Source organism: Leptotrichia sp. OH3620_COT-345 (genome assembly GCF_003932895.1).
In the GTDB taxonomy this organism is placed as follows: domain Bacteria; phylum Fusobacteriota; class Fusobacteriia; order Fusobacteriales; family Leptotrichiaceae; genus Pseudoleptotrichia.
The window spans coordinates 145935-160666 of the sequence record NZ_RQYW01000004.1 but is presented as its reverse complement, the minus strand read 5'-3'; the positions used below and the strand labels follow the sequence as shown (position 1 = coordinate 160666).

The 14732-nt window shown below is 32.5% G+C and carries 10 protein-coding genes and 1 pseudogene; 6 read left to right on the top strand and 5 right to left on the bottom strand.

Going from position 1 to position 14732, the window contains the following annotated elements; translation table 11 throughout:
* Positions 1–21: 21 nt before the first annotated feature.
* The 5 genes from EII29_RS04050 to EII29_RS04030 all read left to right on the top strand — a co-directional run bounded on the left by EII29_RS04050 (position 22) and on the right by EII29_RS04030 (position 10761).
* Positions 22–7008, top strand: coding sequence for an autotransporter domain-containing protein (locus EII29_RS04050; protein ID WP_158612463.1), 6987 nt, complete (start codon positions 22–24; stop codon positions 7006–7008).
* A gap of 480 nt (positions 7009–7488) precedes the next feature.
* Entirely contained in the window at positions 7489–7758 is a 270-nt protein-coding gene (locus EII29_RS04045; protein ID WP_125236256.1) for a GNAT family N-acetyltransferase, read from the top strand.
* Positions 7759–7782: 24 nt separating this feature from the next.
* Complete coding sequence (locus EII29_RS04040) at positions 7783–8430, top strand: TraX family protein (RefSeq protein WP_125236255.1); 648 nt, start codon at positions 7783–7785, stop codon at positions 8428–8430.
* 15 nt (positions 8431–8445) lie between these two features.
* Positions 8446–9120, top strand: coding sequence for an endonuclease III (gene nth / locus EII29_RS04035; RefSeq protein ID WP_125236254.1), 675 nt, complete (start codon positions 8446–8448; stop codon positions 9118–9120).
* An 18-nt stretch (positions 9121–9138) separates the two neighbouring features.
* Positions 9139–10761, top strand: a complete 1623-nt coding sequence (locus EII29_RS04030; RefSeq protein ID WP_125236253.1) for a D-alanyl-D-alanine carboxypeptidase family protein — start codon at positions 9139–9141, stop codon at positions 10759–10761.
* A gap of 88 nt (positions 10762–10849) precedes the next feature.
* Here EII29_RS04030 and rpmB read toward each other — a convergent pair whose 3' ends face one another.
* The 5 genes and pseudogenes from rpmB to EII29_RS04010 form a co-directional block, all read right to left on the bottom strand.
* Positions 10850–11113 carry a 50S ribosomal protein L28 gene (gene rpmB, locus EII29_RS04025; RefSeq protein WP_125236252.1) on the bottom strand — a complete coding sequence of 88 codons (264 nt, stop codon included), beginning with the start codon at positions 11111–11113 and terminating at the stop codon, positions 10850–10852.
* A gap of 78 nt (positions 11114–11191) precedes the next feature.
* Positions 11192–11374: pseudogene (locus EII29_RS13155) on the bottom strand (phosphoenolpyruvate carboxylase); the annotation flags it as partial.
* 47 nt (positions 11375–11421) lie between these two features.
* On the bottom strand, positions 11422–11553 hold the full coding sequence (locus EII29_RS12995) for a hypothetical protein (RefSeq protein WP_255411007.1): 132 nt from the start codon (positions 11551–11553) through the stop codon (positions 11422–11424).
* A gap of 144 nt (positions 11554–11697) precedes the next feature.
* On the bottom strand, positions 11698–11829 hold the full coding sequence (locus tag EII29_RS13150) for a phosphoenolpyruvate carboxylase (RefSeq protein WP_125236264.1): 132 nt from the start codon (positions 11827–11829) through the stop codon (positions 11698–11700).
* Positions 11830–11999: 170 nt separating this feature from the next.
* Positions 12000–12167: an ATP-binding cassette domain-containing protein gene (locus EII29_RS04010; RefSeq protein WP_233573250.1), complete on the bottom strand. Its 168-nt coding sequence runs from the start codon at positions 12165–12167 to the stop codon at positions 12000–12002.
* 180 nt (positions 12168–12347) lie between these two features.
* On the opposite strand from EII29_RS04010, the gene EII29_RS04005 reads away from it, so the two are divergent.
* Positions 12348–14687: an endonuclease MutS2 gene (locus EII29_RS04005; RefSeq protein ID WP_125236250.1), complete on the top strand. Its 2340-nt coding sequence runs from the start codon at positions 12348–12350 to the stop codon at positions 14685–14687.
* The last annotated feature ends 45 nt before the right edge of the window (positions 14688–14732 follow it).

Here is a 14732-nt window from a genome sequence, read left to right as displayed (position 1 = left end):
TGGAGTTCATGGCAATTTGGAATGAACTATTTTTACAGTAACTGGAGAGGAGCATATAAAGGAAGAGGAGATAAAAAAGAAAAATATCCTTATGAGGGGATATTTAAAAGAAGTGAAGACCTGTTCCTTAGAAGTATTTCTCCTAACAGTAAAAATTATGCAAAATATATTAGAGAAGCAAATTATTTAGAAGCCCAAAGATTAGCTGAAGCGGGAATAGATCCTTCAAGATCGGCTACTTCATCAATAACGGGAAATTTAAATCCTTCATATGGCCTCGAATCTTCAGTATTTGATCAGGAACCTGTAGCTTCGCTAAATCTTCTAGCTACAGTAAAACCTAAAGATATAAATAAAGCTGCTCCAACTGTGAATTTAGGGAAGATAGAAGGACCGGAAGAAGTTAAATTTGAAATAAAACCGCCTGCAGTTCAAATAACAATACCTGAAATTCCTGTAGTAACATTTAATCCGATAACTCCTGTAAAACCTGCTTTACCAGGGGTGCCTTCAGGAAATATGAAGGTATCGGCGTATCTTAACAAAGGTGATGCAGGGGCTGATCCGAGACCGATTATTTTTCTTGATACAGTCGAAACTTCGAGAAATGTGAATTTGGATGGAATAAAAGATGTCCATAGTGCCGCTCCCGGTGCAGGACTTATAGATGGAGTTTCAGTTTCTAAGAAAATTGCTAATTATGCGGTTATACAGGCTTCAAATGGAAATAGTTTTTTTAAAACATATTTTGAACTTTCACCTACTTCAGGAGCAACAGCCAGATTTGATAAAGATATTGTAATAGATTCGGTACTTTCAGGTGGTATTGGATTTTTTTCAGGAGGCTCAAGGGTTGGAACGCTTGACAATGGAAATGGAACAATAGAAAATGTTGCCGAAGTAAATCTTGCAGGTCCTATGGTTGTAGGATTTGTTGCGGAAACTAATACAACAGGGAATAACGGGGATAGAAAACTCCTGAATACGGGGACTATAACAGATGCTGTGGAAAGTACACATTATCAAGACGGTGCAGGACTTGGCGGACTTAAAGTTCCTATAGGAAATTATTATTCTGACGGAACTCCTAATAATAACGGAGGAGCCTCGGCAACAACATTATTAACTTTACCCGGATATAATGAAATGGGGAATATAAATATCACAAGAACTCCGGGAGCAGGAACATATGATCCTATAACTCAAAAATGGACAGGGAGAGCCGGAGGAGGATATGTAGGATATAAAATAGGTCTTCTTTTGGCTCATGAAGATAATGACGGAACTAATAATTATATTTTAGAGAATAATGGAAATATATCATTTTCAGGAGTAAACTCAATCGGTATACAGATAGAAGCAGACGGAGCGACAAATACTAAAGTTAAAGCTTTAAATACGGGAAATATTTCGCTAGGAGGGGGAAATAGTTTCGGAATGAAGTTATCTTCAAGAGTTGCAGATAATCCTGATATAATAAAAAATACCGGAACGATAACAATTAATGGAGGAAACAGTGCCGGAATAGCTGTCATAGAAGAAACAGGAAGAACCGGAGGACAGGAATTAAGAGCATATAATGGGAAAATACTTAATGCCGGGAATATAACTGTAAATGCCTCTCAAAGTACAGGAATGTACTTAAAAATACAGTCTAATGACGATATAACAAATGCTGCGGGAGGAACAATAAATGTAAACGGTTCTCAAAGCACAGGGATGAGAGTAGACCTAGGTACTGTAAATACAGGAGCCGGAAATGCACCTAAAGCTATAAACAATGCGACAATAAATGTAAATGCAAATGCAAGTGTAGGAATGGTTTCAAACGGAGCAAATACTTCTGCCGTTAACAGTAACGGAGGAACAATAGCTTTAAATAATAATTTAACAGGAAGAGCAGGAATGTATGCTGCAACAAACGGAACAATAACCAATGCAGGAACAATTACAGGAGCCGGAAATCAGACTGTAGGTATGGTAATTGATACAACTTCCACAGGATCCAATACAGGAACAATTACTTTAAACGGAAGCCAACTGGCAGGAGTATATAATGAAAAAACGTTTACTATGACGGGAGGAAATGTTACTATTAATGGTACAGGAGCCGGAATTTATGCTACAGGTTCAGGAAGTTCAACTGCTTTAAGCGGAGGAAATATAAAAGCGAGTGCAGGAGGAATTGCGCTTTATGCTAATAATGGTGCAGTTATGGATGTATCAAATCCTGTCAACATAACAGCAGGAAATGGCGGGCTTTTATTTTTCAGTAATCCGTCCAATCCTTCGACACATTCAGGAAAATTCAGATTAACCGGTAATGTAACGGGAAATGTTGAGAACGGAGGGGTAGCTTTTTATCTGAAAAATGCTTATACTCTTGCTGATATAACTACTTCATTAAATACGATGTTCAATAAAACTTCTCCTACAGGAGCGGCTTCGACAGGTAATGTAACAGTAAATCTGAACGGAAATAATTCATCATTATTTGTTATAAAAAATGACAGTATAAATACTGCTAATGATATAAAATTGAGTGAAGTAAGTTCTCCTAATTCATTTTTAGGCCCCGTAACTTTGGGGAATGTTCCTGCAGGATATAAAATATTGAAAATAACGGGAGCAAAGCTTAACATAGATGGAGCCTTAACAGCAGATGTGAACTTGGATGATGCTAATCATGTGTATCAGAGAGTTGCTTTTGAATCATCAAGTGTGGATATAAATAAAAATATAACAGGAACACAGGCAAATCAGGTTGCTGTAGGTCAAAGAAACAGCTTGGATATTGCCAATCCTAACAAGGTAAAAATTACGAATAATGCACAGGTTACTTTAAACGGAGCTGCATCGACAGGACTTGCTGTGGAAACAGGACAGATAGAAAATCGAGGTACCGTTACAGTGAATGGAGTTAGAAGTACAGGACTATACGGAGCAGACGGATCAACTGTAACAAATGCCGTTGCAGGAATAATAAACGTAGGGGCTGAAGGTGCCGGAATTCTTGCACAGAATGATCTTCAGGCAAATCAGCATTCAGGAACGATAAATGTAATAAATGAAGGGAATATAAATGCAAATGCCGGAGGAACAAAAGTTGTCGGAATATATGCAGATAACGCTGCAAATATGGCTTCCACAATAGATCACAAAGCTTCAGGACAAATTGACTTGACACAGGCTAAAGGAAGTTTAGGTATATATGCTACAAATTCAACTGTAAAACTTGACGGAACTATAAAAGTTGGAGATGAAAGTGCAGGAATAGAAGTTCATAATTCTAAAGTTGACTCAACAACAGGGAAAATAGAATTAGGAACAAAATCTATAGGAGTTATATTGAAAAACTTCGGTCCTGTTGGAGGAAATCAAGGATACTTTAACGGTACAGGAAGTTCCGTAACATTAAACGGAGCGGATTCAGTAGTATATTTATTTGAAAATGCTGATGTTACTTACGGTTCACCTGCAGGTGGAAATTTTAAGGATGATTTGACACTGACTCATAACGGGAACAAATATACTTATATTTATGCAAAAGACAGTAAGTTGAATTATGAAAATACAAAGACAATAGATACTGACGGTTCAATATTCATAAATGCAAATAATTCATCGGTAGAACTTGGAGCTGCAAACAATATAACAAGTATTAATAAAAATGTTGTCGGACTGTATTTGAAAAATGCGACAGGTAAATCTGCTGTAAACAAAGGAAATATAGATCTGTCAGGAGAAAAATCCGTAGCTATGTATGGAGAAGACGGAGGAGAAATCCTTAATGAAAAAGATATAAAAATAGCTTTGAACGGAGTAGGACTTTATAATAAAACAGGCTCTACCGCTAAAAATGCTGCTACAGGGAAAATAATCCTTGACGGAGATTATGGAATAGGAATGCGTTCAGATAATGCTTCCGTGTCTGCAACTTCAATTAATGAAGGGAAAATAGAAAGTTCAAAATTAAGAGCAGTAGGAATTTCTGCAAGTGACGGAGCAAATTCAATAATAAATGCTGCAGGCGGAACAATAGAATTTACGGGTCAGGAGTCTATAGGAATGCATACTGACAGTTTGGGAACGGCAGGACATGCAATAATAAATGAAGGAACAATAAAGCTCGTTGATGCTGTCGATGCTACAAAACCTAATATCGGTATCTATTCAGAACACTCAAAAGATAATATTACAAATAACGGAATAATAGAAACAGGTCATCAAACAATAGGGCTGTATTCCAAAGGAGGAGGAAATGTAACTCTTGGAGGAACTTCAACTACAAAAGTCGGAGATAATGCAGTAGGTATATTTTCTGCAGGTGGAAATATAGATATTGTCAATGGAGCAAAATTTTCTATAGGAAATAAAATAGGTACCAATAAAGAATCGGTAGGAGTTTATTATTCAGGCTCAAACGGTGTGATAAATAATTATACAAGTGACATAACAATAGGTGACGGGTCATTAGGATTTGTAATGAAAGGCGGAAGCGGAAATATTCTCAATAGTTATAATCCTTCCAATGGAACGGTTAATTTAGGAAAAGAGTCCGTATTTATTTATGATAGTTCACAGAGTACTTCAAATAACTGGACACACTTAACATCTTCAGGAGACGATAATTATGGTATTTATGTAAACGGAGGTGGAGAAAACAGAGGGAATATCGACTTCAGTGTCGGAAAAGGAAATGTAGGAATATACAGCTATTTGCATGATGCCAATTATATAAATAATATAAATTCAAAAGGTGAGTATATAGCAAGAAATGTACCTAATACATATGTAAATAACGGGATAATAAATGTTTCAGCTTCGGATCTTACAAATGCTCAGAATCAGAAATTCGGAATAGGAATGGGAGCAGGATATGTAAAAGAAAGAATAGTAATAAATGCACAAGGAAAAAGTGAAATAAAAAGAGATGTGTTAGGTCTCGGAAATATTGAAAACGGACCAAACGGAGTTATCAATGTTACAACTCCTAACAGTATAGGTATGTATGCAGGAGGATTAGGTTCAAAAGCTGTAAATAGAGGAACGATAAACCTAAGCGGTTCAGAACTGAATGTAGGAATGTTCCTTGAAGACGGAGCAGTGGGATACAATTATGGAAATATAAATGTAGGTTCTACAGAAGGTGTAGGAATAGCATTGCTTAGAGGAGCTACACTTTACAATATGCCGGGAAGTAAAATAAATGTTACCGGTAATGATGCATTCGGTATAGCATACGTGGGTTCGGGAGGACCGGGGTCAGTAATAGTAAATTATGGAGATTTTACATTAAATGCTGAAAATACTCAATATGGAGATATCATAAATGCTACAGGAAACGGAGCCAAAGCCATAGCAAGAGTAATTTCCAATGGAGATAAGGAAATGGGGTATCAGTCAGATGTTGCGAATTGGAATATAACTAGAAATGATCATGTGGCAATAAAAATACCTGATGGAAGCTATGACGGTATAATAACTTCCAATGGAGTAGTACAAACACCTATAGAAGTACATTCCGTGGAAAATAGAACAAGAAATGAAATACCGACTTCGGCAATAGGAATATATCTTGATACTTCAGGAGTAAATGTAACAAGACCGATAACAAATTTAGGATTGTTGACAGGAATAGGAATAAGATCCGTGGATCTTATTATCGGAACTGAAGCTACAAATTATACAACGGAAAAATATATTAAATTAAGTCAGGAAATGATACAACCTTATAATGATATGATTTTAGAAGCACAGAGAAGAGGACTTAGAAAATGGGAGATTTATTCAGGTTCATTGACATGGATGGCAACAGCTTCTCAAAATAAGGGGACACAAACGATAGAAAATGCCTACCTTGTAAAAGTTCCTTATACTGTATGGGCAGGTAAGCAGAACACTCCTCTTGTAGCAACTGATACATATAACTTCACTGATGGACTGGAGCAGAGATACGGAGTGGAAAAATCCGGAAGAGAAAGAGAATTGTTTAAAAAACTGAATGGAATAGGAAATAATGAGCATATATTATTAGTTCAGGCATTTGATGAGATGATGGGACATCAGTACGGTAATACACAACAGAGAATGAATGCTACAGGATCGATACTTGATAAGGAATTTACTCATCTAAAAAGAGAGTGGGAAAATAAATCTAAACAGTCTAATAAAATAAAAACATTTGGAACAAGAGGAGAGTATAAGACTGACACTGCCGGAATTATAGATTATACTAATAATGCTTATGGGGTAGCTTATGTTCATGAAGATGAAACTATAAAACTTGGAAATAGTACAGGATGGTATGCAGGAGCAGTTAATAATCAGTTTAAACTTAAAGATATCGGAAAATCCAAAGAAAATACTACTATGTTGAAAGCGGGAGTGTTTAAAACAAAAGCATTTGATCATAATGGAAGCTTGAAATGGAAAATATCGGGAGAAGGATATGTGTCAAGAAGTGAAATGAAGAGAAGATTCTTAGTAGTAGATGAAATTTTTGGAGCTGAATCTACATATTATACTTACGGAGTAGGACTTAAAAATGAACTGAGTAAAGAATTTAGAACAAGTGAAAGAACGAGTATAACACCATATGGAAGTCTGAAACTTGAATACGGAAGATTTAACGGAATAAAAGAAAAAACAGGACAAATAAGACTTGAAATTCAAAGTAATGATTACTATTCCGTTAAACCTGAGTTGGGAATAGAATTTAAATACAAACAACCTATGGCGAAGAAAACTACCTTTGTAACTACATTGGGACTTGCTTATGAAAATGAACTTGGAAAGACAGGAGATGTAGGAAATAAAGGAAGAGTAAGATTTACTACTGCTGATTGGTTCAATATAAGAGGTGAAAAAGATGACAGAAAAGGAAACTTTAAAGCGGATCTTAATATTGGAGCTGAAAATGAAAGATTTGGAATAACATTTAACGCAGGTTATGATACAAAAGGTAAAAATGTAAGAGGAGGAATAGGGTTTAGAGCTATTTATTAATAATTTAATAAGTGAAAAATATGAGGGCTTAATTGCTCTCATATTTTTTGATCCAACCTTTTTTGTAAAAAAGGTTGGACTAAAAAACAATTCAACTCAAAATTTTACTAAGGCTCAAAAATGGAGTTAAATTATAATAGTAAAAATATATACTTGAATATAAGAAAAGCTTCGGCATTCAAAATTTTACGAGAAAATATGAATTATGCTGCTCGGGAAAACAGTTGTCTAAGCGTAGCGAGTTTGCTGTTTTCTAAGCATAATGAGTATTTTTGAGTGATAAAAAATTTTGTAGACGATAGCAGGAGTGTGAGAGTGGCAATGAGCCCTCACGGAAAAAAATAAAGTTTGGAAATAATTTGAGTCGGAAGTTTTCCGTTAAACTTTTTTCCGAAAAAAGCATAGAAAAATTCTGTTGAAATTTTTATTTTTATGATATAATTTAAAAATAAAAACAAATTTAGAAAGAGGTGTATAATAATGGATATAAAACATTTAGAGGACAAAGGATTTTTCATATATGATGACAAAGGAGAAATGATTGCAGAATTGACATACAAAAAAGATGGGAATAAACTTATTTTCGATCACACTTATGTATCTCCATCCTTAAGAGGACAGGGAGTCGGAGATAAGTTGTTTGCTGCAGGAATTGAATTTGCTGAAAATAATAATTATAAAGTAGTTCCTGTATGCAGCTATATTGTTAAAAAATTTGAAAGCGGGAAGTACGATTATATAAAGGCTTAAATATTTAGATACAGGAAGGCGGATATGGATTTATTTACACTTAAAATAATAGGAATAATAACAATGTTTATAGACCACTGGCATTTTATAATAGGCGGTCCGGAAATCTTAAATATTATAGGCAGGACAGCTTTTCCCATATTCGCTTTTTCTTTAAATGAAGGATATATTCATACCCGTAATTTGAAAAAATATCTGTTTAGACTACTGATATTCGGAATAGTAATACAATCTCCCGTAATAATTTTTAAAATGCCATATTCGGTCAACATATTTTTTACTCTATTTACAGGGCTTTTAATAATATATTTATATCATTTGGAAAAAGTAAATATTTTAATGAAAGTCGTAATAATTTCCTTTTTATGCTATATTACACTTAAATTTGAATTTGATTATGGAATATATGGCATTCTGACAATAGTAATATTCCATTTTTTCAGGGAAGATAAAATAAAACTGTTATTAAGTTTTATGCTTCTGAATCTTATAAATTTAAAATTTCCTTTTATATTTGAACTGATGAAAATTCAAATATATTCAATTTTTGTGTTGGTTCCTATATGTCTATATAACGGGAAAAGAGGAAAAAACATGAAATATTTTTTTTATTTTTTTTATCCTTTACATTTTTTACTTTTGCAAGGGATAAAAATATTTATTGAAAAATAATTTTTAGGAGAAAGTATGACAAAAAAAGAAAGATTTAATTTGATCTTTCCTGTATTACAGGAAAGATACGGAACTCCCAAATGTGCATTGGATTATGAAACACCGTATCAGTTAATGATAGCAGTAATATTATCGGCACAGTGTACCGACGCAAGGGTAAATATTGTGACAAAAAAATTATTTGAAGTAGTCAAAATGCCTGAAGATATTTATAAAATGGACATAGAAACATTGGAAAAATATATAAAATCTACAGGATTTTACAGAAACAAAGCTAAAAACATAAAACTTAATGCTGAACAACTCTTAACTGAATACAACGGCGAAATACCTAAGAAAATGGAACAGCTTGTAAATTTGGCAGGAGTAGGAAGAAAAACCGCCAATGTTATATTAGGTGAAATATGGGGAATAAGAGAAGGAATAGTAGTGGATACTCATGTTAAAAGGCTTTCTAAAAGAATGGGACTTACTAAAAGTGATAATCCTGAGATAATTGAAAGAGAACTTATGAAAGTGGTTCCCAAAAAATATTGGTTTGAATTTTCTCATTATCTTATTTTATATGGAAGGGAAGTATCAACAGCCATAAATCCCAAATGTGATATTTGTATAATAAACAAACATTTTAATTATTGTGAAAAGGAAAAGGCCGAAAAACAGAGAAAAAAAGTGGCTAAAAAGAAATAAAATGAGAAAGGCAGAAAAATGCTCAATAAAATTACTAAAATACTGTTAATAATAAGTTTATTTACATTCTTGCTATATGGAGAAGGAGAAAATAGGGGTGAAAGAAGTGACGACATAGGTAATATAATAAAAAACAGCAGTCAGGAAAATTTTCAAACTGAAAAAGAACGTAAACGTCAGGAAAGAGAAGAAAGAAAAAGACTGAAGAAAGAAGAAAAAGAAAGAAAGAAAAGAGAAAAAGAGAGGATTTATCTGCCTGATGTCAATGATAAAGATTATCAGGAAAATGAAAATTTTGACAAAAATAATACTAATAATGGAAATAATTCTACAATAAAACAGAATATAAATAATCAGAATAACTTTAACAATAATAGCAGTCAGAAACAGACAGAAAATGGAAAAATTCCTAAAAATAATATCGATACGGATATGGGAATAAATATTGATAATGTTGAGCCTGTAAGTGAGGATATTTCTAAAATACTTGAAGAAAACAGGAAAAAAGAGGAAGATAAAAAAACTAAAATTGATAAGAAAAAACCTATTGTTCAGGCTATTGATAAGGAAAAAGAGGAAATATCCCAATATAAGGATAGTTTGCTTAAATATATAGCTACAAAAGACGGAAAAGTTATAAAAAAGGAATTTGAAACTCAGAGACATCCTATTGCTTCTCTTACAAAAGTAATGAATATTTTAGTGGCACTTGATGAAGTGGATAAAGGAAATGTAAGTTTAGACGATAAAGTATGTTTTTCTCCTCAAAATGCCAATATAGGAGGAAGCTGGCTAAATGTCAAAGTAGGAGACTGTTATACATTAAGAGAACTTTTAAGATCGGAAATAATTTATTCTGCAAATAATTCCGCTTATCTGGTCGCCTATCATGTTGGAAAAGGCGATATCGAATATTTTGTAAAACTGATGAACCGGAAAGCAAAAGAATTAGGTATGAATAATACTGAATTTCATACTCCTGCAGGACTTCCCACATCAATGACCGGAAAAGGAATGGATATTTCTACGGCTTATGATATGTACCTTATGGGAAAAAAAGCTGTAGAAGACAAAAGAATAAGGGAATGGGGAAGTGAAACTGAACTTGTCCTTGTTAATTCTTCAGGAGAGCAGGTTATTTATAAAAGTAGGAATGATCTTTTAAATAAATACGGAATTTTCGGTTTAAAAACAGGATTTCATGTTCAGGCAGGATACAATATAATAGTTACAGGAAAAATGGGAAATATTGAAATTATATCTGTTGTATTAGGACATAAAACCCATAATCAGAGAACAGCTGATCAGATTGAAGAATTTTCTCAAATTCAGAAAAAATTGAAAAAAGTTTATATAATGGGTCAGGATATGGGAGATTTTACAGTAAGAAATTCTCGAAAGAGAAAAATAAAAGGAGTACTTTCAGAAAATGTCTATCAATTTGACAATACATATTATGAATTTAAAGTTACAAGTCTAAATTTGAAAGCTAAAGTAAACAAAGGAGATATAATAGGGAAATTGGAAGTTATATCTAATGGGGAAGTAATTTCCATAATAGATATTCTGGCTATTGAGGAAGCGGATGAGTTATCATGGTTTGGAAAGTTTTTAAGATTTATTACTTTTGGATTATTATAGAAATCTAAACTGTTTTTTATGAGGGCATTGTTGTCCTCATAAATTTTTTATTTAATAAATAAAAAAGTAAGTTTACTTTTTCATAAACTTACTTTGCGGAAAATAATACTTTTGAAATTCTTGGGCTTAAATTATCTTTATTTTCCAATAATATTTTTTTAACTTGATCAACATTTTTACCTTTTAATGTTTTCATAGCTTTAGTACACACTCTTACTTTTAATTGAGAACCGTCAACATTTAATGTCATTGTCTGAAGATTAGGTCTCCATATTCTTTTTGTAGCTCTATGGGAATGACTAACCATGTTTCCGTGTCCTACTTTTTTTCCGAAAACTTCACATATTTGCATAAATCTACCTCCTTTACACATATCGAAACTTATTTTATCACATTCTGTAAATTATTACAAGTTTTTTAGAAATATTTTTTATCCACTGTTACGTAGTCTCGTAGCAAATCCGTTTATGAAAATATGAACGGCTTTTCTAAGATCTTCGGAGTTATTTCCTTGTCTTAGGCGTTTTAGAAATTTTCTTCGGAGACAATTCATTGAATCAAAGTAAGTGAAACGGTTTCTCAGACTACTTATAAATTCAGGATTATTATAGAGAAGTCCTTCATTTCTGTAATTTTTTTAAGTAATTCCAGTATAAGTTTTCATTCTTTCACAATTTTTGCGAATATTTTTTGTGCGACTTTATGATTATAGCTCGGTTTTGCATATTCCAAAGCAATCAGTAAATCAGATTTTAAAAATACCGTATCCATATTGGCAATTATTGATACCATTCCTTATAAATTATTTTTATCTTTGTCTATCCGCTGGGTGAATACATGATTTATTTTATACCGTATACATATTTAAGACCGTGAAAATCCGCAAGGAATAGCTCTTAAACTTTCTAATGCCTTATTTTTTATATTACTACGATTTTAAAATCCAATGTTTACACCTATGATAGTATTAATAAGAGTTACTTCAAAAAAGAATCCTGTAAATCTTTCAGTATTATAAATAAGATTTTTGTATACTTTGCGACTTAAATTCGATATTTCTTCTACAATATTTGTAAGTACTTAAAAATAGACCAAAATTCTTATAACATGTGAAATTTTAAAGTCATTTAATTCTGTACGGGAAGAAGATAAATCCTTAAGGCTTTCATGTTTTTTTGTTTTATAATTAAGATACAGAAGCTATTCTTAAGTTTTCAATGATTGTAATCCTACATATGTTAAAAATAGTTTCTCTTAATAAAAGTAGGTTTTAACAAGCCGTTTGCCAGTTTTATAAGAGTAGTTTTTTCACTTCCATTAGGATCTAAAAGTCCTACTATTTTTCCGCTTGCTATTGAAAGGTCAACATTATTTAGAGCAAATTCAAACTTGCAACTTTTTGTCAAATTTTTACATTTAAGTATCATTTTTCCAGTATATATGCTCCTTTCATACAATAATATATTCAAAATATTTTATAATATATTATAAAAAAAAGATATATTTTATATTTCTTGTTTTTTTTGATATAATAGAAAGGAATTATAAAATAAAATACATGATTTAAAAGTGGGAAAAGAGGAAAAATGGAAAAGAATTATGATGTTTTGGAATTTTATAAAATAATAAATGAACTGATAAATTTATCAAAACTTGAAAAAACAAAAGAGAAATTTATAGATACGGATATTATAAAAGATAAATCGATACTGGACAAAGAACTTATATTAATGATGGAAATAATAGATTTTTATAAATTTGATGACGGTTTTGAGCTGACAGGATTATCGGATATACAGAAATATATAAATTCCATTGAATTAATAGGTTCATATCTGAATGGAGAAGATTTGGCAGATTTGAAGAAAAATTTGGCAATTTACAGAATTTCCAAAAGTCGTGCGAAAAATACAAGGGATAAATATAGAGCCTTATGGACACTGTTTGCAGATGTTGAAGAAGTAAAGGATATAGAACGATTTATAGGAGATGCCGTAAATGATGACGGAACTTTGAAAGATGATGCTTCTATCGGATTAAGAGATATAAGAAGGCAGAAACATAACATAAATGTGAATATAAAAGAAAAATTTGATGAGCTTATGTCAGGAAAAGAAACACAGAAAGCAGTTCAGGAAAGAATAGTAACTCAGAGGAATGACAGATATGTAATAGCTGTAAAAACTGACTTTAAAGGACTTATTAAAGGAATAGAACACGACAGGTCAGCAACAGGAAGCACCGTTTATATAGAACCTTTGAATGTAGTTTCATTAAATAATAAACTTAGGGAATATGAAGCAAGGGAAAGGGAAGAAGTAAGGAAAATACTTCTCCGTCTTACTGAACTTGTAAGGTCTAAAAAAGAAGAAATAATTCAAATAAGAGAAATTATAGAAAGATTGGATTTTCTTAATGCAAAAACTTTATATTCTTTAAACAGAAAATGTACAGTTCCCAAAATTATAAATAAAGAATATTTGAAACTTGTAGAAGCAAGACATCCTCTCATAGATGAAAATATTGTTGTTCCTATAAATTTTGAACTGGGAAATAATGAAAATATAATGCTTATTACAGGACCGAATACAGGAGGAAAGACGGTTACTTTAAAAGTAGCAGGGCTTCTTACATTAATGGCATTGTCAGGAATCCCCATACCTGCAAATGAAAAAACTGAAATAGGATATTTCGGAAGTGTTCTTGCAGATATAGGAGATGAACAGAGTATAGAACAGAATCTGTCATCTTTTTCAGGGCATGTGAAGAAAATAAAGGAAATAATAGAAAGTGCAAACAATCGTTCCCTTGTTCTTATGGATGAGCTTGGAAGTGGGACGGATCCTATGGAGGGAGCAGCTTTTGCAATGGCCGTTATTGATTATCTGAACAAGAAAAATATAAAGTCAATAATAACTACCCATTACAGTGAAGTAAAGGCTTATGCTTTCAACACTACAGGAATAAAAAGCGCTTCAATGGAGTTTAATGTGGAAACTCTGTCGCCTACATACAGACTTCTTGAAGGAATTCCGGGAGAAAGCAATGCTCTCATAATCGCTGGAAAATATGGAATAAGTCAGGAAATAATAGAAAGTGCAAAAAGTTATATAAGTGAGGATAACCAGAAAGTGGAGGAAATGTTAAAATCCATAAAAGAGAAGAACGATGAGCTGGAAGTTCTTAAATTTGAACTGGAAAATTCAAGGAAAGAGCTGGAAATTCAGAAAGAGTCTTATGAACGGAAAATAACCGAAGTGGAAAATGAAAAAAACGATATCGTAAAAAAGGCATATGAAGAAGCTGACAGTTATCTGAAAGAAGTTCAAGCAAAGGCAAAGAATCTTATAGACAGAATAAGTCAAGATGAAATAAAGAAAGAAGATGCAAAAAATGCCCAGAGAAGTTTGAATATGCTTAGGGAATCTTTTATGGCGGATAAAAAACAGAATATAAAAGAAAAAAAAGTTTCTGTAAAAAATATAGATATCCGGGAAGGGGAGGAAGTTTTAGTGAAAACTCTGAACCAGAATGGGAAGGTTCTCCGTGTAATACCTCAAACGGGAAATGTTCAAGTTCAAGCGGGAATACTTAAACTGATTGTTTCCCTTGATGATATTGTAAAAGTACAGAAGAAAAAAACTAACAGGTTTAAAAATTTTGCTTCATTAAAATCCGATCAAGTTAAAGGAGAAGTGGATTTAAGAGGTAAAAATGCAGATGAAGCTATAGCTGAGCTGGAAGTGTATCTTGATAGGGCAATGCTTACAGGGTATCATGAAGTATATGTCATTCATGGAAAAGGAACCATGATACTTAGAAAAAAAATACAGGAATTTTTAAGAACTTCAAAATATGTACTTGAATTCAGAGATGCCAATCAGAATGAGGGAGGTATCGGTTGTACAGTAGTGGTTTTAAAGTAACCTTTTATCTAACTTGGAATTTTTATTTTTAAAAATTTTAAATAT

Bases quoted from the DNA above. Each gene is read 5' to 3' on its own strand.
- EII29_RS04050 (WP_158612463.1), top strand. From the start codon at position 22: ATGAACTATTTTTACAGTAACTGGAGAGGAGCATATAAAGGAAGAGGA.
- EII29_RS04045 (WP_125236256.1), top strand. From the start codon at position 7,489: ATGGATATAAAACATTTAGAGGACAAAGGATTTTTCATATATGATGAC.
- EII29_RS04040 (WP_125236255.1), top strand. From the start codon at position 7,783: ATGGATTTATTTACACTTAAAATAATAGGAATAATAACAATGTTTATA.
- nth (WP_125236254.1), top strand. From the start codon at position 8,446: ATGACAAAAAAAGAAAGATTTAATTTGATCTTTCCTGTATTACAGGAA.
- EII29_RS04030 (WP_125236253.1), top strand. From the start codon at position 9,139: ATGCTCAATAAAATTACTAAAATACTGTTAATAATAAGTTTATTTACA.
- rpmB (WP_125236252.1), bottom strand. From the start codon at position 11,113: ATGCAAATATGTGAAGTTTTCGGAAAAAAAGTAGGACACGGAAACATG.
- EII29_RS12995 (WP_255411007.1), bottom strand. From the start codon at position 11,553: ATGGTATCAATAATTGCCAATATGGATACGGTATTTTTAAAATCTGAT.
- EII29_RS04005 (WP_125236250.1), top strand. From the start codon at position 12,348: ATGGAAAAGAATTATGATGTTTTGGAATTTTATAAAATAATAAATGAA.